The 21,018-nt window shown below is 41.2% G+C and carries 19 protein-coding genes and 1 other annotated feature; of the genes, 2 read left to right on the forward strand and 17 right to left on the reverse strand.

All coding sequences use genetic code 11. The features are described 5' to 3' along the window. Positions 1–399 precede the first annotated feature (399 nt). On the reverse strand, positions 400–3,048 hold the full coding sequence (locus tag NST13_RS05370; protein WP_342581597.1) for a valine--tRNA ligase: 2,649 nt from the start codon (positions 3,046–3,048) through the stop codon (positions 400–402). 56 nt (positions 3,049–3,104) lie between these two features. Next, positions 3,105–3,327, reverse strand: a binding site (T-box leader). A 77-nt stretch (positions 3,328–3,404) separates the two neighbouring features. Here NST13_RS05370 and NST13_RS05375 point away from each other — a divergent pair. Beyond that, the gene (locus tag NST13_RS05375; RefSeq protein ID WP_342581598.1) at positions 3,405–3,614 is read left to right on the forward strand and encodes a hypothetical protein; all 210 of its coding nucleotides are present in this window, start codon (positions 3,405–3,407) and stop codon (positions 3,612–3,614) included. Here NST13_RS05375 and NST13_RS05380 read toward each other — a convergent pair. The 16 genes from NST13_RS05380 to NST13_RS05455 form a co-directional block, all read right to left on the reverse strand. Then, positions 3,607–4,464 carry a hypothetical protein gene (locus tag NST13_RS05380; protein ID WP_342581599.1) on the reverse strand — a complete coding sequence of 286 codons (858 nt, stop codon included), beginning with the start codon at positions 4,462–4,464 and terminating at the stop codon, positions 3,607–3,609. The genes NST13_RS05375 and NST13_RS05380 overlap by 8 nt on opposite strands. 119 nt (positions 4,465–4,583) lie before the next feature. Next, positions 4,584–5,873, reverse strand: a complete 1,290-nt coding sequence (gene hemL, locus NST13_RS05385; protein ID WP_342581600.1) for a glutamate-1-semialdehyde 2,1-aminomutase — start codon at positions 5,871–5,873, stop codon at positions 4,584–4,586. 1 nt (position 5,874) lies between these two features. Further along, on the reverse strand, positions 5,875–6,855 hold the full coding sequence (hemB, locus tag NST13_RS05390) for a porphobilinogen synthase (protein ID WP_342469063.1): 981 nt from the start codon (positions 6,853–6,855) through the stop codon (positions 5,875–5,877). Continuing rightward, the gene (locus tag NST13_RS05395; protein WP_342469062.1) at positions 6,855–7,607 is read right to left on the reverse strand and encodes a uroporphyrinogen-III synthase; all 753 of its coding nucleotides are present in this window, start codon (positions 7,605–7,607) and stop codon (positions 6,855–6,857) included. The genes hemB and NST13_RS05395 overlap by 1 nt, the downstream gene beginning before the upstream one ends. Continuing rightward, positions 7,600–8,526 (reverse strand): hydroxymethylbilane synthase, encoded by a 927-nt coding sequence (gene hemC, locus NST13_RS05400; RefSeq protein ID WP_342581601.1) that lies wholly within the window; start codon positions 8,524–8,526, stop codon positions 7,600–7,602. Before hemC ends, NST13_RS05395 begins: the two co-directional genes overlap by 8 nt. Positions 8,527–8,544: 18 nt before the next feature. After that, positions 8,545–9,366, reverse strand: coding sequence for a cytochrome c biogenesis protein CcsA (gene ccsA / locus NST13_RS05405; protein ID WP_342469060.1), 822 nt, complete (start codon positions 9,364–9,366; stop codon positions 8,545–8,547). Positions 9,367–9,467: 101 nt separating this feature from the next. Further along, complete coding sequence (gene hemA, locus NST13_RS05410) at positions 9,468–10,826, reverse strand: glutamyl-tRNA reductase (RefSeq protein WP_342469059.1); 1,359 nt, start codon at positions 10,824–10,826, stop codon at positions 9,468–9,470. 277 nt (positions 10,827–11,103) lie between these two features. Beyond that, positions 11,104–11,685, reverse strand: coding sequence for a ribosome biogenesis GTP-binding protein YihA/YsxC (gene yihA / locus NST13_RS05415; protein WP_342469058.1), 582 nt, complete (start codon positions 11,683–11,685; stop codon positions 11,104–11,106). Next, positions 11,686–14,004 (reverse strand): endopeptidase La, encoded by a 2,319-nt coding sequence (gene lon, locus NST13_RS05420; protein ID WP_342469057.1) that lies wholly within the window; start codon positions 14,002–14,004, stop codon positions 11,686–11,688. It abuts the gene before it with no gap. 330 nt (positions 14,005–14,334) lie between these two features. Continuing rightward, a complete protein-coding gene (clpX, locus tag NST13_RS05425) occupies positions 14,335–15,609 on the reverse strand; it encodes an ATP-dependent protease ATP-binding subunit ClpX (RefSeq protein WP_342469056.1) in 1,275 nt (424 codons plus the stop codon). Positions 15,610–15,812: 203 nt separating this feature from the next. Next, entirely contained in the window at positions 15,813–17,105 is a 1,293-nt protein-coding gene (gene tig, locus NST13_RS05430) for a trigger factor (protein WP_342469055.1), read from the reverse strand. Positions 17,106–17,214: 109 nt separating this feature from the next. Beyond that, a complete protein-coding gene (locus NST13_RS05435; protein WP_342469054.1) occupies positions 17,215–18,207 on the reverse strand; it encodes a hypothetical protein in 993 nt (330 codons plus the stop codon). Between the two features lie 258 nt (positions 18,208–18,465). Continuing rightward, on the reverse strand, positions 18,466–18,858 hold the full coding sequence (locus NST13_RS05440) for a DnaA N-terminal domain-containing protein (RefSeq protein WP_342469053.1): 393 nt from the start codon (positions 18,856–18,858) through the stop codon (positions 18,466–18,468). 142 nt (positions 18,859–19,000) lie between these two features. Next, on the reverse strand, positions 19,001–19,447 hold the full coding sequence (locus NST13_RS05445; protein WP_342469052.1) for a MaoC/PaaZ C-terminal domain-containing protein: 447 nt from the start codon (positions 19,445–19,447) through the stop codon (positions 19,001–19,003). 103 nt (positions 19,448–19,550) lie between these two features. Further along, positions 19,551–19,967 (reverse strand): universal stress protein, encoded by a 417-nt coding sequence (locus NST13_RS05450; RefSeq protein WP_342469051.1) that lies wholly within the window; start codon positions 19,965–19,967, stop codon positions 19,551–19,553. A gap of 109 nt (positions 19,968–20,076) precedes the next feature. Then, on the reverse strand, positions 20,077–20,574 hold the full coding sequence (locus NST13_RS05455; RefSeq protein WP_342469050.1) for a hypothetical protein: 498 nt from the start codon (positions 20,572–20,574) through the stop codon (positions 20,077–20,079). A 225-nt stretch (positions 20,575–20,799) separates the two neighbouring features. Between NST13_RS05455 and NST13_RS05460 the strand changes: the two genes are divergently transcribed. Beyond that, positions 20,800–20,916, forward strand: a complete 117-nt coding sequence (locus NST13_RS05460) for a YjcZ family sporulation protein (protein ID WP_342469049.1) — start codon at positions 20,800–20,802, stop codon at positions 20,914–20,916. The last annotated feature ends 102 nt before the right edge of the window (positions 20,917–21,018 follow it).

Genomic DNA, 21,018 nt, shown 5'->3' on the forward strand with positions numbered 1-21,018 from the left:
TGTGGCATTAAAAATGGTAAGACTGATGCCATCTCATACGCGAATGACGCTCATCTTTTTTGGGTGATTCGCCTCTTTTGAAAATATTTCATTGATCGGACGGTTTGATCCCCGGATTTGTGCGGATGCAGCTTGATCGGTTAATTTCTCCTGCTTTCGCGGATGGTTCTTTTGCTTGCTCGGATGACTACCCTGCTTGCTCAGATAATTCCTCCTCTTTTGCTCGGATGACTCACTTGATCGGCTAACCCACAGTTCCTAGTATAATTCCCCCGCTCACCCAAATGGCTATCCAATGACCCAAAATCCAAGGGACTTATCCAATACCGCCGTTCATCCAACAAAAATTCGCCAAACCGATGTTTCCATCGATCCGGCGAATTTCAATTCAACACGGCTTTATTTCATGTTTTTTAACTCATCCAAACGTTTTTTCACTGTATCGTATTTTTCTTGGTAATCCGCAAGTTTTTCGCGTTCTTTCGCAACGAGCGCTTCCGGTGCCTTTTTCACGAAATTCTCATTGGAAAGTTTGCCGGATACCAATTTCACTTCTTTCGCCCATTTATCCAATTCTTTTTCGAGGCGGGCAATTTCTTCTTCCAAATTGATTAATCCTGCAAGCGGCAAGAACAATTCCGCTCCGGTAACAACGGCTGTCATCGCTTTTTCAGGGGCTTCCACTTCCACCCCGATCACCAATTGATCAGGATTGCAGAATCTTTCAATATACGCTTTATTATCTTCCAGGATTTTTACCGTTTCCGCATCTTTCGCTTTAATGAATAGCGACACTTTTTTACTGATTGGCGTATTCACTTCTGCACGGATATTGCGCACGGAACGTATAATGTCCATAAGAAGTTTCATATGGCCGGACTCTTCTTTGAAATCAAATTCCGGTCTCACTTTTGGCCATTCGGCAACGGCAATGGATTCGCCTTCATGCGGAAGATGTTGCCAAATTTCTTCCGTAATAAATGGCATCATTGGATGAAGCAGACGCATCGTGTTGTCAAGCACATAAGCCAATACTGAACGGGTCGTGAGTTTAGCCGCTTCATCATCGCCATATAAAGGAAGTTTCGCCATTTCAATATACCATGAACAGAAGTCGTCCCAGATGAAGTTATACAATTCACGTCCCACTTCACCAAATTCATAACGTTCCGCCAAATCCGTCACTTTCTCAATCGTTTCATTCAAACGGGTTAAAATCCATTTATCGCTGACATTTAATTCGCCTGTCAAATCGATTTCTTCGTATTTCAAACCGTTCATGTTCATAAGCGCAAAACGGGATGCGTTCCAAATTTTGTTCGCAAAATTCCAGATTGCTTCCACTTTTTCGTTTGTGTAACGGAGGTCTTGGCCTGGTGTAGAACCTGTTGCCAAGAAGTAGCGTAAAGAGTCCGCACCGTACTGATCAATAACATCCATTGGGTCAACACCGTTTCCAAGGGATTTACTCATTTTTCGCCCTTCGCCGTCACGAACCAAACCGTGGATGAGCACATCTTTGAATGGTCGTTTGCCGGTAAATTCAATACCTTGGAAAATCATGCGGGCAACCCAGAAGAAAATGATGTCATAACCTGTCACTAACGTATCTGTCGGATAGTAACGTTGATACAATTTGTTGTTTGTATCCGGCCAGCCCATTGTGGAGAATGGCCATAAGGCACTTGAGAACCACGTATCCAATACATCCGGATCTTGCGTCCAATTTTCCGCATCTTTTGGCGGTTCTTTGCCAACGTAAATTTCGCCCGTTTCATTATGATACCAAGCCGGAATTTGATGGCCCCACCAAAGCTGACGGGAAATGCACCAGTCACGGATGTTTTCCAACCAATGAAGATACGTATTTTCAAATCGTGGCGGTACAAAATTCACTTTATTTTCTTCGTCTTGTTGCAATTTCAATGCTGCCTCCGCAAGCGGCTTCATTTTCACGAACCATTGTTTTGACAAGTAAGGCTCTACAATTGCACCTGTACGCTCAGAGTGGCCAACAGAATGCACATGCTCTTCGATTTTAATTAAGTATCCTTGCGCTTTTAAATCTTCCACGATTTGTTTGCGGCATTCGAAGCGGTCCAATCCTTGATATTTGCCCGCTTTTTCATTCATTGTACCGTCTTCGTTCATCACTAAAATGCGCTCCAAATTGTGGCGGTTGCCCACTTCAAAGTCGTTCGGGTCATGGGCAGGCGTAATTTTCACAACCCCTGTACCAAATTCCATGTCCACATATTCATCGGCCACAATTGGAATTTCACGATTTACAAGCGGTAAAATGACTGTTTTGCCAATATACTGTTTGTAACGTTCGTCTTCAGGGTGAACCGCTACCGCCGTATCTCCAAGCATTGTTTCAGGGCGTGTTGTCGCCACTTCCAAGTAGCCGGAACCGTCGGCAAGCGGATATTTCATGTGATAGAAGGCTCCAGGGATTTCTTTATAAATTACTTCGATATCGGATAAAGCGGTTTTTGCTTCCGGATCCCAGTTGATGATGCGTTCGCCGCGGTAAATCAATCCTTTTTCATAAAGACGTACAAACACTTCTTTTACAGCATCGGATAAACCTTCATCCAAAGTAAACCGCTCTTTTGTATAGTCCAAAGACAATCCTAATTTCGCCCATTGTTCGCGAATATGGCTTGCGTATTCTTCCTTCCATTCCCATGTTTTTTCAAGGAATTTCTCGCGTCCTAAATCGTAGCGGCTGATTCCTTGTTCGCGAAGTTTGGCTTCCACTTTTGCTTGTGTCGCAATTCCCGCATGGTCCATTCCCGGAAGCCAAAGGGCATCATATCCTTGCATGCGTTTCATGCGGATGATGATATCTTGCAATGTTGTATCCCAAGCGTGGCCAAGATGCAGCTTCCCGGTTACGTTTGGAGGCGGAATTACAATGGTATACGGTTTTTTATCGCTGTTTGGTTGTGATTCGAAAAATTTTCCTTCCAACCACCATTTGTAACGACCTTGCTCAACAGACTTCGGGTCGTACTTTGTCGGCATTGACACGTTTTCTGTCATGACTGTTCCTCCTTTAGTTGAATCAAATTTTGGCAAAAAGAAAAACTCCTTTATCCGAAAAGGACGAAGGAGTTCGCGGTACCACCTTTTTTCCATTTAGACCATAAAACGTCTAAACAGCTCTCATTCCGATAACGGTGTTTAACCGGCTTTTACTACTGGATTCATAAAAGCTGCTCCATGGCTACCTTCAAATGATTGCATGCGGAAACTTCTCAGCTGCCGTTTCCTCTCTGTGGCATGCATCATCATTCTACTCTTCCAATTCATTGCATCCGCATATTCAACTGCTTAAATCATTGTATAAAATTTAACAGCAGTTTTCAAGTTTCAGGGAAATGAAAGGAGTGATTTCCATGTCTTTTTTAAAAAAAAGAAGAAAATGTTATAATCCCTGGCTATTACCCCCTTGGCTCCGAAAAGTGCGTTTTTACGCAAAACACATTTGCATTCCGATCACCGTGTTTCACGCCATTCACACGCTCTTCGTCCCAACGACGGGCGATGTGCTGCTGCTTTTCATTCTCGCACTCATTTCATGGTTGTTATGGACAGATATTATTTAAATTTCAAAAGGCTATAGGATTCGGAAAGTTCGTTGTAAAAATCATCCGTATCTGAAGGGATCTTGAATTTTTCATCAATCATGATTTTGCTGGAAGACTCATTAACATGTATCACTTCATTCTCTTCTTTGCGGATTTTTTTGGCTTCTTCCACAAAGTGGGAATGTCCGATTGGTTCCCCTTGAATAGAATTGCTTTCATTTGCCGATTCATCCAACGGTCTGATGAAATCTACGTAATTTGATAACGATTCATCTTCAATAGCTTCCGAGAAATTTGGTGCACTTTCCTGCACTTTATTCAATTCTTCATTCACCAGTGGATGTTCCAATGTGGCAGGGGGCTGGTCGGTTTTGGCTCTTTCCAAAACTTCCCCCGTATTCGCGGCCACTACGGCTACCCGTTCCGCCACTTTCTCTTCGGATTCCACTTGGAATAAAGCGCCTGCCACCGGCTCGTCAAAAGTGCAGTTCACTTCCCATTTAAAGGTGCAGCTTGAGCCATCGTATACAAAAAAGGATATATCCTCAACATGCAATTCCGGCTGAGAAGTTTGCGCAACTTTCTCCTTTGGCAAATCCACTTCTAAAGGCAATGAATATTCAAAATATCCTTCATCGCCTTGCAAATCAATATATTCGATCAATGTACCTTCGCTGAAATTCGGTTTGATCGCAGGATTGAATCTCACCGTCGACTTGATATGATAAATGCCCGTCAAACGAATGGAATCTTCCGTCTCTTCCTGTTGCCAACGGGGGATGACTTGGACCGATACAACTTCTTCGACAATCCCGTATTCTTTTGAAAAGATAAACTGCGTCATCATTTCCCAATTAATTTTTGCCATGTGTTTCCCTCCCGTACTACTCTATGCCCGAAAAATCGAAGTATGATAAATGGCATTTCAAAAATTTTGACAAAAAAAGAGCGTCTTTCCCTTCATTAAAGGAAAAGACACTCTGATCATCAGCGGGCCAATTTGGCAAACACTTTATGGAATGCATCAATGGTTTTCGCGATATGTTCTTCTGTATGGGCAGTGGAAATAAACAATCCTTCAAATTGGGAAGGCGGCAAGTAAACCCCTTCTTCAAGCATGAGACGATGATATTCTGCAAACAGTTCCAAATCGGATGTTTGGGCGGATCTAAAATCAACGACATCCTCATTTGTTAAGAATAAACCGATCATGCTGCCTGCACGGTTCACTGTATGCGGGATGTTGTATTTTGTTGCCGCTTCACGGATTCCTTCTTCCAGCATGTCTCCCAGCTTTTTAAAATATTCGTAACTCTCAGGAGTTAAACGGGATAAGGTTTCAATCCCCGCAGTCATCGCCAATGGGTTTCCGGATAATGTACCAGCTTGATAGACCGGTCCGCTTGGCGCCACTTTTTCCATGATTTCCCGTTTTCCTGCATAAGCACCAACAGGTAGTCCTCCGCCAACCACTTTACCTAAGCATGTCAAATCCGGTTCAATGCCATAATAGCCTTGGGCACAATGATAATCCACTCGGAATCCTGTCATCACTTCATCAAAGATAAGAAGCGCGCCATATTGTTTCGTAATTTCACGCAATCCTTCCAAGAAACCTGGTTTTGGCGGAACAACCCCCATGTTTCCGGCAACCGGCTCCACAATCACCGCCGCAATTTGGTCGCCCAATTTTTCAAATGTCGCTTTTACAGCTTCCAAATCGTTATAAGGAGCCGTTGTCGTATTTTTTGCCACATCCGCCGGTACCCCTGGGCTGTCTGGCAAGCCGAGCGTTGCAACACCAGAACCGGCTTTGATCAATAAAGAGTCCCCATGGCCATGGTAAGAACCTTCAAATTTCATGATAATATCCCGTCCAGTGTAGCCGCGGGCAAGACGGAGCGCAGCCATCGTCGCTTCCGTACCGGATGAAACGAAGCGCACCATCTCCACGGAAGGAACCCGCTCTATGACAATTTCGGCAAGCTTATTTTCAAGTAAAGTTGGAGCACCGAATGAAGTACCTTTTGCCGCTTGCTCCTGAATAGCTTTCACCACATCCGGATGGGAGTGTCCCAAAATCAACGGACCCCAGCTAAGTACATAGTCGATATATTCATTGCCGTCAATGTCGCGGATAATGGCGCCTTCTCCGGATTCGATAAATACCGGATCTCCATTGACGGATTTAAAAGCTCGTACAGGGCTGTTCACCCCGCCTGGCATTAAATTGACAGCTTCTTTAAATGCTTTGATTGATTTTTCATACGTACGCATATTATTTCTCCTCCAACCAACGAGCTACATCTTTTGCATGATAAGTGATGATTAAATCCGCACCGGCACGCTTCATTCCCACCAATGTTTCCAATACAACGGATTTTTCGTCAATCCAGCCGTTCAAAGCCGCCGCTTTTACCATTGAATATTCTCCGGAAACATTGTAAGCCACCACCGGAACCGGATAACGGTTTTTCACATCGCGAATAATATCCATATACGCAAGGGCAGGTTTCACAATTAAGAAATCGGCTCCTTCTTCAATGTCGGATTCCGCTTCACGGAACGCTTCCAAACGGTTGGCCGGATCCATTTGATACGTTTTTCGGTCGCCGAATTTTGGCGCTCCTTCCGCCGCATCACGAAACGGACCGTAATAGCTGGAAGCGTATTTTACGGCATAGGACATGATCGGCACGTCCTGGAATCCCGCTTCATCCAAAGCTTTGCGGATAGCCGCAACAAATCCGTCCATCATATTGGAAGGGGCGATGATATCCGCACCCGCTTTTGCTTGGGAAACCGCTGTACGGGCCAATACATCAAGGGAAGGATCATTCAAAATTTTGTCTCCTTCCACTAGACCGCAATGGCCATGATCCGTAAATTCACATAGACATGTATCCGCAATGACCATCAGTTCAGGATAACGTTCTTTGATTTGTTTTGTCGCTTTCTGCACGATGCCATGATCATGGAAAGCTCCAGTTCCTACAGCATCTTTTTCGGCAGGAATTCCGAATAAAATCACCGCAGGAATTCCAAGGGATACCACTTCGTCAATTTCGGCATCCAAATTGTCCAATGAAAGTTGATAAACACCCGGCATGGATTTTACAGGATTTTTGATGTTTTCCCCTTCAATGACAAAAATCGGGTAAATTAAATCTTCCTTATGCAAATGGTTCTCCCTTACCATTGAACGAATGGTCGCATTTGAGCGTAGTCTACGATGTCTTCTGAATTCTAATTCTGACATTACATTTCCTCTCCTTTTGCAATCGCTTCTATGACAGACTGCATTGTATATTTTTGTGGAAAATATGTAACGTGGGCACCATATTTTTCAACGGCGCCTTTTGTTATATGACCAATGCAAGCAATTTTTGCCTGGTTCCAGCCGATTTCAGGCACTGCATATTTATGGAAACAATCCACCGCCGATGGGCTGGCGAAAATGAGGATCGGCTGTCTGCTGTTTCGGACCGTTTCTACGATTTTGTCAATGGATTCCTTGTTTTCAACGGTAGTATAAACCGTCCATTCATCAATCGGAAAAGGCAGCCCTTTTTTTAATGTATCCTTTGCCAATCCCCCCCGAATAAATAGACATTTGGGGGATTCGCCACTGACGGAAGGAAATTCTTTTACAAAGGTGTCAGCGCTGAAGATGGAGGGCATGAAATGGACTGTGAATCCATATCGCTCCAGCAACGCGGCGGTCTTTTCGCCTACAGCTGCAATTTTACCGGAAAGCTGCGACAAATTGAATTGATGCCGCTCTATTTTTTTCCAAAAAAACTCGACTCCATTTTGGCTGGTAAAAATAAGCCAATCATAATGCTTGCAGGAAGCCAATCGTTCATAATCATCCGCTTCCGTCACTTCCACAGTTCTAATGAGCGGACAAACGACCGCTTCCCCGCCCTGTTGGACAATCGTGTCAACAATCGATTGTGTTTTTTTGGAACCGGTTAATAAGATTGTCTTTCCTTCCAACGGCTTATGCATTTTCCGCTTTCACCTTTTCAATTAAATCATAGGCACCTTGCTCTGTTAAAATATGGGCAAGTTTTTTGCCAACTTCTTCAGGATTTTGTCCTTTCACTGTTTCTTTATAACAAATGGAACCATCTGGAGAAGCAACTAAACCGGTCATCTTCACTTCTTCCCCATCCACCGTCGCATAACCGGCAATCGGCACTTGACAGCCGCCATCCATCGCCGCTAAAAAGGCGCGCTCGGCAATCACCGCTTTTTTCGTATTTTCATCCGTTAATTTTGCAAGTTCCGTCAAAAGTTCTTCGTCATCTTCACGGCACTCGATGCCCAGTGCCCCCTGAGCGACAGCAGGAAGACAAATGGTTGTGTCCAGATATTCCGTTACCACATCCTTTGACCAACCCATGCGGTTCAAACCTGCCGCGGCAAGAATGATGGCATCAAAATCTTCCGTTTCAAGTTTTCTCAAGCGGGTATCGATGTTTCCGCGAATCCATTTGATTTCAAGGTCCGGACGCACCTGTAAAAGCTGTGCACTGCGCCGTAATGAACTTGTTCCAACAACGGCACCTTCCGGCAAATCTTTAAATTTCACATGATTTTTTGAAATCAGTGCATCCCGAGGGTCTTCCCTTAGCGGTATGCAGCCAACCGTCAATCCGTCAGGCAATACTGCCGGCATATCTTTCATCGAATGCACGGCAAAATCGATTTCTTTCTCAAGGAGCGCCTTTTCGATCTCCTTGACAAATAATCCCTTCCCGCCGACTTTCGACAACTGCACATCCAAAATTTTATCACCTTTTGTCACGATTTCTTTGACTTCAAATTCGAACGGCATTCCGGCTTTTTTGCATTCGTTGATGAACCAGTTAGTTTGTGTCAGTGCCAATTTGCTTTTTCGAGAACCTACAATAATTTTTCTCATGATGGACCTACCTTTCTGCTAATACCATAAGTGGAAATGTGATAATTTGCTTCCTAAAAAGAAATTGATTAATACAACAAAATAAGCATATATTTGAATCCATGCAAAAGAAGTGCCGGTTATTTTTCCCCTCTGCTTTAACAGCAGCACAACGACATAGATGATAAGAATAACGAAAGAACCGACAATTTTTGCATCAAAAATCGAAACAGAATCCACCTTCATAAATGCAGATTCCAACCCGAGCAATATACTGATGACCAAGATTGGGATGCCGATGATGATGGAGTAGTTCATCCATTGGGTCATTTGGGTCAAAGAAGGCAGCCGGGACCAAATCTTGGTATATTTCTTCTTTTTCAATAAACGATAAAGAACTAAATATAATATTGAAAAAACAAAAGAAATGGAAAATGCTGCATAGGCAAATATGGCAAAACTTATATGTATAAACAGCATTTCTGATTCTAATGTTTTTAATACAGGGTTCAAATTATTTGGCGCAAATAACCGGATGGTCATAAAAACAAATCCGAGGATATTGACGAAAAACACCGGCAAATCGACTCTTGCAATGCAATGCAAAAAAATCGACAAGGTTACAAGCAGCCAGGCGTAAAAATATATTCCTTCAGAAAGGGACAGAATCGGGAAACGTTTCGTTTCAAAAATATTTATTATAATAAAGGCCGTCTGCATCACCCATACAATGGAAATCAGCCAAAAAGCGGAACGACGGATGAAATCCTTTTTATAAAAATAATCTGTAAAATACAACATAATACTGATTGCATAAAGGACAACCATCATTTGATAAAGGTTGGACATCACTTCAGTCATACGAAACCCTTCTCCATCCAATACGTCTTAATCTCCAAACTAAAAGCGTTTCCGTATCAATAGTTTACCACATAGATACGAAAACGCCTTAAATTTCTTGCTTAAAATGATAATTTTGGTTGATTTTGAATATCTTGAACAGGTTCCTTTTCTGCGGCTGCCTTCAATTGTTGATTGCGAACTTCTTCTTGAACAAGTTCTTCGATTCCAAAAATTTGTTGATACAATTGAAGATTTTGGTTTGCTTTTGGCGAGTTGGCAATTTCCTTCGCCTGAAGGATTGGTTCCTTTAACAATTGATTGATGATGGATTTCGTATGCTTATTTAAAATTTTACGTTCCCGTTCTGTTAAATTTGGCATTTTATTTTCGATGCTTTTCATCGTTTCTTGCTGGATCATATCCGCTTTTTTGCGCAATGCCGCGATAATCGGCACTACACCCAGCGTTGCGATCCAGTCTTTAAATTCGTCAATCTCCTGTTCAATCATTCTTTCGATTTGTTGGGCGGCTTGTTTTCGTTCTGCCAGGTTTGCTTCCACAATTCCCTGCAAGTCATCGATATCGTATAAGAACACATTTGGCAAATCGCCGACTTTCGGATCGATATCCCTTGGAACAGCGATATCAACCAAAAATAACGGTTTCCCTTTACGCAAAGACTCCACAAATTGCATCAATTCATAGTCGATGACATATTGCGGCGAACCTGTTGAACTGATTAAAATGTCCGTATCCAGTAAAGTGCATTGCAATTCCTTGATCGATTTTGCTTGTCCATGGAATTTTTCCGCTAGCGACACCGCTTTTTCAAAGGTGCGATTCAATACCGTTACTTTACCTACACCGTTCCCATAAAGATTTTCCATTGCCAGCTCGCCCATTTTACCGGCACCTAAAATCGTTACGTGCTTATGTTTCAATGAACCAAAGATTTTCTTGGCAAGTTCGACAGCAGCATATGAAACAGAAACGGCATTTTCGTTGATTGTCGTTTCTTTATGCGCTTTTTTCGCAAAGGTGATGGCTTGTTTGAACAATCGGTTAAAAATCGTTCCCGTTGCACCGATTTCTTGCGCCTCAAGAAAACTTTTCTTCACTTGTCCCAAAATTTGCGTTTCGCCAAGAATCATCGAATCGATTCCTGCAGTTACGCGGAAAAGATGTTCCAAAGACTCTTCGCTTTCACGTATATATAAATATTGTTCGAACTCTTCAATCGGGATGTTGAACCAGTTTGATAAAAAACGTTTTATATAATAACGGCCTGTATGCAACTGATCAACGACCGCATATATTTCCGTTCTGTTACAAGTTGATACGATCACATCTTCAAGTATGCTCTTTTCTTTTTTCAACGCAGCCATCGCTTGTGCTAATTCACTTTCAATGAACGACAATTTTTCGCGAATTTCGACTGGCGCAGTTCGATAATTCAAGCCGACAACAAGTGTGTGCATGAACTTAACACCTCTCACGAACTATTTCATAACTTTAATTCTATCACAAAGAAAGCGCTATCCAAACGCAAATTGTGAAAAAGTTATGAAAAATATTTTTAATTTAAAATTATTCTAATGTAAGAATAACAAAATTCAGGCCCATTTTCAATGATAATAAACTTCAGGGTTAGTATTCATCAAATTTCGACAATTTACACTTTTGAATACATAAATAAAGAGCAATTTGGAAAATATAACGTTTTCCAACTTGCTCTGTTGTGAACTATGTATGGAATCACATGAACTTTTGAATTACAGCCCATGTTTCTTCCACTCCTACCCCAGTTTCCGCTGAGAACAGGATGAGAGGTTCTTCTTTATCCATTTCCAGCGTCTCTCTAACAACTTTTTTATGTTTATCCCACTTGCCTTTTGGAATTTTATCCGCTTTTGTTGCAACGACGATGGTTGGAATATTGTAGTACTTTAAAAAGTCATACATCATGCGGTCGTCTCCGGTAGGCGGATGCCGCAAATCCACAATCAATACGACCGCTTTCAAAACGCTGCGGCCGGTCAAATATCGTTCGATCATTTTGCCCCAGGCCTCGCGCTCTTTTTTGGAAACTTTGGCGTAGCCGTAGCCTGGAACATCCACGAAAAACAGCTCATTGTTGATTTTATAAAAGTTCAGTGTTTGTGTTTTCCCAGGCTTTGATGACGTACGGGCCAAAGATTTTCGGTTGAGCATTTTGTTGATGAAAGATGATTTCCCTACATTTGATCGGCCGGCCAAAGCAAACTCGGGGAGACCATCATCAGGGTACTGCTCCGGCTTTACGGCACTGATCACCATTTCCACTTGACTGATTTTCATTTAAAACCCTCCAACAAGGGCGATATTCAACACTTCTTCCGCTGTTTTAACAGGTTTAAAGGTCAACTCTCCGCGAACCGTTTCAGGAATATCATCAATATCCCGCTCATTGTCCTGAGGAATGATGATAGTTTTTAGTCCCGCACGGTGAGCACCCAAGGATTTTTCCTTTAACCCCCCAATCGGGAGAACTCGCCCTCTCAATGTTATTTCTCCGGTCATGCCGACTTCTTTTCTGATCGGTTTATTGGAAATGGCAGACACAAGAGCCGTGGCAATGGTAATCCCCGCGGATGGTCCATCTTTTGGTACCGCCCCTTCAGGCACGTGGATATGAATATCGTGCTGTTCAAAATAATCCGCATCCAAGTTGAGTCGATCGGATAAGGAACGGACATATGAAAGTGCCGTTTGGGCAGATTCTTTCATTACATCTCCCAATTTACCTGTAAGTAAAAGTTTTCCTTTGCCCGGTGTCAACGATACTTCAATTTGAAGCGTATCGCCGCCAACGGTTGTGTATGCCAATCCGGTAGCTACACCTACTTGGTCCTCCAATTCCGCTTGGCCGTAACGATATTTATGTTTGCCGAGCATTTCAACCAAGGATTTCGAATTGACAGTCACCCTTTTGCGTTCGCCGGAAACAATCACTTTTGCAACTTTGCGGCAAACGGCTGCTATTTGGCGTTGAAGGCCGCGTACCCCCGCTTCCCGAGTGTAGTAGCGGATCAAATCAACGATGGCTTCTTCTTTAAATACAATTTGAGATTTTTTCAAGCCGTTTTCTTCCAACTGTTTTGGAATGAGATGATTTTTTGCAATATTCAATTTTTCCATTTCCGTATATCCGGCAATGGAGATCACTTCCATCCGGTCCAACAACGGTCCCGGGATCGTGCTCAAATCATTGGCTGTGGCAATAAACATAACTTGTGACAAATCATACGGCTCTTCGATGTAATGATCGCTGAACGTATGGTTTTGTTCAGGGTCCAATACTTCAAGCATCGCCGCAGAAGGATCCCCTTTGAAGTCATTGGACATTTTATCGATTTCATCCAATAAAAATACCGGATTGATTGTGCCAGCTTTTTTCATGCCTTGGATGATCCGTCCCGGCATCGCCCCTACATATGTGCGCCGATGTCCGCGAATTTCCGACTCGTCTCGGACGCCCCCAAGGGAAACCCGGACAAATTTGCGGTTAAGGCTTTCCGCAATGGATCGGGCAAGGGATGTTTTCCCTACCCCAGGAGGGCCGACCAAGCAAAGGATCGGGCCACGAATGGAATTTTTCAATTGACGGACGGATAAGTATTCCAAAATGCGCTCTTTTACCTTTTCCAGTCCATCATGATCGCGGTTCAGAATTTCCTCGGCCAGTTTAATATCGAGCCGGTCTTCCGTTTTTTCTTTCCATGGAATTGTGACAAGCCACTCGATATAGTTTCTGATCACGCCGCTCTCTGCGCTGGCTGCAGGCAATTTTTCATAGCGGTCAAGTTCTTTCAGTGCCGCCTTTTGCGTGGATTCAGGCATTCCGGCCTCTTCAATCCGTTTTTTGAGATCCGCAATTTCGCCGGTCTTTCCTTCCCGGTCTCCAAGTTCCGCCTGAATCGCTTTCATCTGCTCACGCAAATAATATTCCTTTTGCGTACGTTCCATCGCCTGTTTTACTTTTGAATTGATTTTCTTTTCTAAATCCAATACTTCCTGTTCATCATGCAACCGGATCATTAGATGATCCAACCGCTTTTTGACATTGAACATGCTCAATACTTCTTGTTTTTCCGCAATTTTGAACGGCAGATGGGAAGCGATAATATCGGCAAGTCTTCCCGGCTCTTCGATGTCCATGACGGCTTGGATTGTTTCCGCCGTAATTTTATTGGAAGCTTTCGCATACTTTTCAAAGTAATTCATCACCGTGCGCATTAAAGCTTCCGTTTCAACGTCTTTTTCTTTTGAATCTTCGTGCAATTCAATATCCACCGTCGTGAAGTCGTCATTTTCTTGATAATTGATGATTTTTCCGCGGCATATTCCTTCCACCAAAATGCGCAAAGTACCGTTTGGCAACTTCAACATTTGTTTGACGGAGACATAAGTCCCAACCATATATAAATCTTCTTTTTCAGGCAGTTCCACCCGCAAATCCTTTTGGGCGGTTAAAAAAATCCGGCTGTCATTCATCATTGCATGTTCTAAAGCTGCGACGGAACGTTTTCTTCCAACATCAATATGTAATACCGTTGTAGGAAAAACGAGCAGTCCACGCAAAGGAAGCAGCGGAACATTTTTCTTTATTTCAGTCATGCGGGATCCTCACCTCCATTTTGATACTAAGAATGCACCCGCCTTTGCACATTTAGTATGTGAAAAAATAAGGAGTTTTCACTTGGATTTACATAGCAATTTCAAATAAGGTCGATTTCATAACAGCATTTACTATTGTCTTTTTCACTAATTATTATTCCTATAAAAGGATTATTGCCAATGCTTTTCAGAAATATTTTTACACGGAAGAACAATTGTAAAAAAATGTAATCTGTATTTTCGTTATAAAGAGCTGACTAACGAGAAATGCATAAGCAAATTCGCAGTCAGCTCTTTATGGATTCCTTATTTCAGTTCCTTGCTTCCAAGTTATGCGGAAGTTTTTTTATTGTCCTTCAAATCCTTCAATTCTGTTCCATCTTTTAAAATTAATTTTGGCTGTGCTTTATCTGTAATCGTTTCTTTTGTGATAATGCATTTTGCAATATCTTCACGGGATGGCAATTCGTACATCATATCAAGCATGACATTTTCAATGATGGAACGGAGTCCGCGGGCGCCTGTTTTGCGTTCAATGGCTTCTTTCGCGATCGCCCGAAGCGCTTCTTCTTCAAATTCCAATTCCACATTATCCAATTCAAGCATTTTTTGATATTGTTTCACCAATGCATTTTTCGGTTCATTTAAAATGCGGACTAAAGCATCCTCATTCAATTGCTCCAGTGTCGCAATGACAGGCAAACGGCCAATAAACTCCGGAATTAACCCGAATTTCAATAAATCTTCCGGAATTAATTGTGAAAGCAGAGAATCGCTTTCCACATTTTTATTTTTCGCATCAGAACCAAAGCCGATGACTTTTTGGCCTAAACGGCGTTTGATAATATTTTCGATTCCATCGAAGGCGCCACCAACAATAAATAAAATATTGGTTGTATCAATTTGCAAAAATTCCTGATGGGGATGTTTACGGCCGCCTTGTGGAGGGACGCTGGCCACTGTACCTTCAAGAATTTTTAACAATGCTTGCTGTACTCCTTCACCTGATACATCACGTGTAATGGAAGGATTTTCGGATTTGCGGGCGATTTTATCAATTTCATCTATATAAATAATCCCTTTTTCGGCTCTTTCAATGTCATAATCAGCAGCTTGGATCAGTTTCAGCAAAATGTTTTCCACGTCTTCGCCAACGTAACCGGCTTCTGTCAAAGAAGTGGCATCCGCAATCGCAAAAGGCACATTTAAAATTCTCGCAAGTGTCTGAGCGAGCAATGTTTTCCCGCTACCAGTCGGCCCAATCAAAATAATATTGGATTTTGACAATTCCACATCATCTATTTTACTGTTTGAATTAATTCGTTTGTAATGGTTATATACAGCAACGGCAAGAGCTTTTTTCGCACGTTCTTGTCCAATCACATATTCGTCCAGAATGTTTAAAATTTCTTTCGGTTTTGGAACATCCTGAAAATCGATTTCCTCTTCTGCACCTAATTCCTCAACAACGATTTCGGAACAAAGTTCGATACATTCATCACAAATGTAAACTCCGGGTCCAGCTACCAATTTGCGCACTTGTTCCTGTGGTTTCCCACAAAAAGAACACTTTAAATTGCCTTTTTCATCATTAAATTTAAACAATTTGTTTCACCCCTATTCAAGCAACAATCATACAAGATATTAAACGCTTTAGCAAATAAGAAGTACTAGATGCTGTCGGTTTATATCTGTCAGTATGTAAAAATTTCTTGCTGGTATAAAACAAGGCACGGTAGTATATGCCGTACCTTGTCAGTGAAATTATTCAGTTATCCTCACTATCCATTTTAAAGGAAAACGGAAAATTATTCAGTAATTTTGGCATTCTCAACTAAAAATTCAACTGTTTTTTGTGTGCGGATATCGTTCTCTAAAATTTCAGTTGAACCGCCTAAAGCTGTAATGATTTGTTCTTTGTCCATTTTGAATTGTTCAGCCATTTTTTCAAGTTCTTTATCGATATCTTCTTGAGTCACTTCGATGTTTTCAGCTTTAGCGATTGCTTCCAATGTTAATGAAATGCGCACGCGAGTTTCCGCATCTTCTTTGAATTGCTCATGCAAGTCTTTTTCCGTTTGGCCAGAGAATTGATAATAAAGGTCAAGGGACATGCCTTGCATTTGAAGACGTTGAGCAAACTCGTCGATCATGCGATGAATTTCATTATGGATCATTGCTTCAGGGATATCCATTTCAGCATTTTCAGCCGCTTTTTCTACCAATTCGTCGCGAAGTGTGCTTTCAGCTTCGTTTTTCTTTTGTTCAGCCAATCTTTCTTTGATTTTGTTACGCAACTCGTCAACTGATTCAACTTCCGGATCAGCTTCTTTTGCGAATTCATCATTCAACTCAGGAAGCACTTTTGTTTTTACTTCTTTCACAGTCACTTTGAAAGTTGCATCTTTACCAGCAAGTTCTTCAGCATGGTATTCTTCAGGGAAAGTCACTTGAACATCTTTTGTTTCGCCAGCTTTTACGCCAACTAATTGATCTTCAAAACCAGGGATGAATTGGCCGGATCCGATTTCAAGAGAATAATCTTCTCCTTTTCCACCTTCAAAAGCTTCGTCGCCGATGAATCCTTCGAAGTCGATTACAGCGATATCGCCTTCAACGATTGGTTCATCCTCTTTGATTTCGAATTCAGCTTTTCTGTTCAATAAGTTTTGGATTTGTTCTTCCACTTCTTCATCCGTTACTTCTGTGCTTAATTTTTTCACTTCCAACCCTTTGTATTCTCCAAGTTTTGGTTCAGGTTTTACTGTCACTTTCGCAGTAAATGTAAAATCTTTATCTTTTTCAAAACCGTCAAGTTCACCGATTTCAGGATAATCTACTGGGAAGATGCCAGTTTCATCGACAGCTTTTGAGTATTCTTCAGGAACTAAAATTTCCAATGCATCTTGGTATAATGCTTCCACACCAAAACGTTTTTCAAAGATATTGCGTGGAACTTTTCCTTTACGGAATCCAGGCACGTTGATTTGTTTTACGATTTTTTGGAATGCTTGATCGAGTGCTTTATTCACTTTCTCAGCAGGAACTTCAATTGTTAATACTCCAGTGTTTCCATCTTTCTTTTCCCATTTTGCAGACATATATTAATACCTCCAAAAATAAATTACAAAATTTTTAACATTTGTTTATACGACTTTGACAACCATTTTAGTATATCATAAGTAGCCCGAGTTTCAACATTTTTCATGTTTATTGTAGTTCTGATAACATTTCTAATTCTTGTATGAAATGAAAAATTTCTTGATTTGCCCCTCTTTGTTGGCCAAACATTTGATGTACAAAATCAATATAACATTGCGCCACATCCTGCGGTTGAAAATCCAACCACTCAAAAGGATACGTTACTATTGAATGTTTTGCAATTAAATATTCAACCATTTCTAAAATCGAGGGTTCTTGCTGCAGTTGATCATTCACTATATTTGAAATCATTTTATATTGTGGCAACTCAGTTGGCAACCCAATTTTCGATGGATTTACCACAATTATCCTATCAAATTTCCCGATTTTTATTTCCATGTCAACCGCCTGTTCATTCATTAATATAAGAATAAGGCTTTTCACAAAGGGATGGATGCGGTCATGCTCCACGATTCTTTTTAGCTGCGGCAGAATCGGGCGAATATTGATCAAGGCCAATTCATTCAACTTTTTCACTTGTTCGTTTGGTTCCAGCGATAAAAAAGCATCCAATTCAAACATTTCAGGCTCATACTGTTTGACCGCCGCCGGGTGGTCATCTTGCTTTTCCATTCTCTCACTGATATTGGCATTCAATTCTTTCAATCTTTTAAACTGTTCCATTTTTTCCTGGGGTATTGCGCCTTCATCAAACAATGAGGAAATGATTCTTTCTACTTTTTTATATTCTTTTAATTGCATGCAAACCGTCAAATACAATTCCATAATTTCGAAATACATTGCCGGGCCGAGATTAAGCAGCTTTTCACAGACTTCCTTTGCCTTTTCATAGGATTTGGATTCATATAAAGAATATGCGTATATGCTCAGCAAATGCTCGTCGCCTTCAGTATATTGGAGGGCTTCTTCAAAATATCGGTTTGCCTTTTCAAACTGATTGGTTTTCATGTATTTTAACGCCTCTGAAAAGAGCCGTTCCACCGTTCCGGGGAAAACGATCACATTTTGGAAAGTCGCGTAGGAAGATTTCTTGTTTTTCACCTTTTTCACTCCATGGATAATGCAGATATGTTTGGCTGTTCACCCATTTTCTAAGATCCCGATTCAAAAATTCCTTTTATTTATATAATCCCCATTTATGGAATAATTCAACCAAAAATCCAACAATTATTATAGTAAATTAATTCTAATTTTTTGAACCTTTTTTCTTTGGTGATGGGCTAAATTTATTTCCTTATTAGAACATATTGAAAGGGATGAAACATTGTCAAGTTTCACCCCTTCAACATTTAATAAAAGTTACCTGATGATTCGTTCCCCTTCCAAATACACCACTTTCTTTTCCAGTTCCCTGACCCTTTTTTGCAATCTATTAATCATTCTATTTTGTTGGAGGATGAAGGATTTGATTTCTTCGAATGGCGCGTTTGAATTCTCATTCGGCAATTGTTCCTCACCGGCATTCTTGTTCACGATCCGGATTTGCGCTTTTTTGCCGGTCATTTCTTCCACCGTCAATGAAATGATATTTTTATAACGATGATTCAAACCGTCTTTAGAGAACTGGTTCTCTGTAAAAATACATAGCACCTCGCCATTCCATTCCCCCTCCGTTTTGGCGAAATACAGATCGTAACTTGCTTTGGGAATTTTCCAGCGGATCCGCTCCAACACTTCCGACCAAAATTCCATTGAGTCCATCCCTCTCTTTTGAAAAAAATGCGTATATCCACATTGTTACAAAATTTCATGAAATTTAATCAGTTCTCCAATATTTTGCGATACTTGATCATCTGAAAATTCCCATATGAATGCCGTAAAAAAAGAACGCCCATCAAACGTGATAGCGTTCTTTTTTATTGATCAAAAACTTGTATTCAGCAGTAACGACCGTTTCGCCCGTCTGTTTGATGATTTCCTGCTGGAACGTGACTACGCCCGTACCGTTCCCCTTATCTTTCAAGTCCGTCACTTTCAATTCCAGATGGATCGTGTCTCCTATAAAGGTCGGTTTTAAAAATCTCAGCTTTTCGATTCCATAAAAGGCGACGACCGCTTTCGGGCTCATTTCCAAAAGGCCAGTCCCAATCGACAGCACAAGCAGCCCATGGGCGATCCGCTGTTTGAAAATCGTATTTTTGGCATATTCCGAATCTGTATGTAACGGAAAAAAATCTCCGCTGACTCCGGAGAAATTCACAATATCGCTCTCCGTGATTGTACGGCCGCGCGATGTCCACGTTTCCCCCACTTCAAACTGTTCAAACGGCTTGTTCAGCATTATTTCTCCCCTTTTTACGCAATCAAACCAATATAATTATATATATGCCTGATTCATTCCGGATATGAAAGGATTTTCGAAAATTCCTCCATTTTTCCCGCCGTTAACGAACCACAAATACATCGCATTTTGAATGTCGGACGATGCGCTCAGCCACTGAACCAAGCATCCATTTTTCGATTTTATTCAGCCCTGTGGCGCCGCAGACCATCAAATCCACATCAAGATTTGTTAAAATCGTTTTTGCCGCCCCTTCTTCCACCAATGTTTCCACTTTTTCAAGCCCTTCTTTTTCCGCTTTTTCTTTCCATTTTTCCAGTTCTGCCTTAGCCTTTTCTTTCATTTCGGCAGCATATTTTAAATCATAAGCTGCAACGGAACCAAAGGATTTTGTATCTACAACATGGACAATCAATAAAGTGGATTGAAATTTCTTGGCCAACTCAACCGCTTTTTTCAGCGCTTTTTTTGAGCCTTCCGAAAAGTCCACTGCTACAGCAATTTTTTTATAAATTCCCACGTTTATTCACTCCTTCGCTTAAACCCATTTTATCAAAAAACTGCCATCGATTATAGAGATTTCATCTATTTTCCGCATCCCCCATATTTGCTGGCCAACAAAAAAAGATTCAGTCAAAACTGAAATCTTTAAGCATTTTCTCCGCTAATCCGGTATGACTGATTTTATTATATTGCTCATAAAATTCTGTCACTTCTTGTAAAAGATTCGGTTCAACAACAATGCTCTTTTTCCCGATTTGAAATAAAACGAGGGGACGTCCTCTAAACAATTTGCTGTCAATGATTTTATGTGCATTCTGAATATACAGGGGCCCAGATGCCCGTTGGAAAATTTCAATTCGATGGCTTGATAGAAATTTCAAAATTTGCTTCACTGTCCAATCACTTTTAAAAAATATCAACGAAACGAGTTGGTAAGACTTCCCCACTTTGATCAGCTGCGCAAAACAGTCCCCCATTTGGACGCATTCCGTACGCTGGAAGTCGAATCGGTTTTCATAATCATGCACAAGGATATATTCAATGCTGTCCGGATATTCACGCAGTTCGTCGATCAATTTGGCATATTTGTATTGTTGAAAGTGAATAAGCTTTTCCTCTTTCAATCATTCCACCTGCCTTCGAATCGGAATAAACCTGAGAAACGTAAGCGTTTACAAAATCAAACGAAAACAATTTATTTTATTGTATGAAGTTTATTCTTCCATTTGAACTACCATTGCAAAAAAACCAGCATGAAATTTTGTCTGTGCTCTCCGCAATTCCGCTTTTGTACCATACACCCCCAACAACTTGCCATACATTAAATACGAAAAGAGGGGGTGAATTTTATGTCAAAATATGATTCCGGATTCTTCGGAGGCAAAAATGACTTCGTTTTACTGGTGGTTCTCTTTATCTTACTCATCATTGTAGGCTCAAACTACAGTGGATATCACTATTATTGATTCTTATAACCCTCTTTCCTTTCAATTTCCGCCATGACTTCCTTTTACCGGCTTCTTTTCCTTTTTTTGCGGCCTAAAGCATGCCTTTGGGCCGTTTTCTTT

Source organism: Ureibacillus sp. FSL W7-1570, assembly GCF_038593265.1.
Lineage (GTDB): Bacteria > Bacillota > Bacilli > Bacillales_A > Planococcaceae > Ureibacillus > Ureibacillus suwonensis.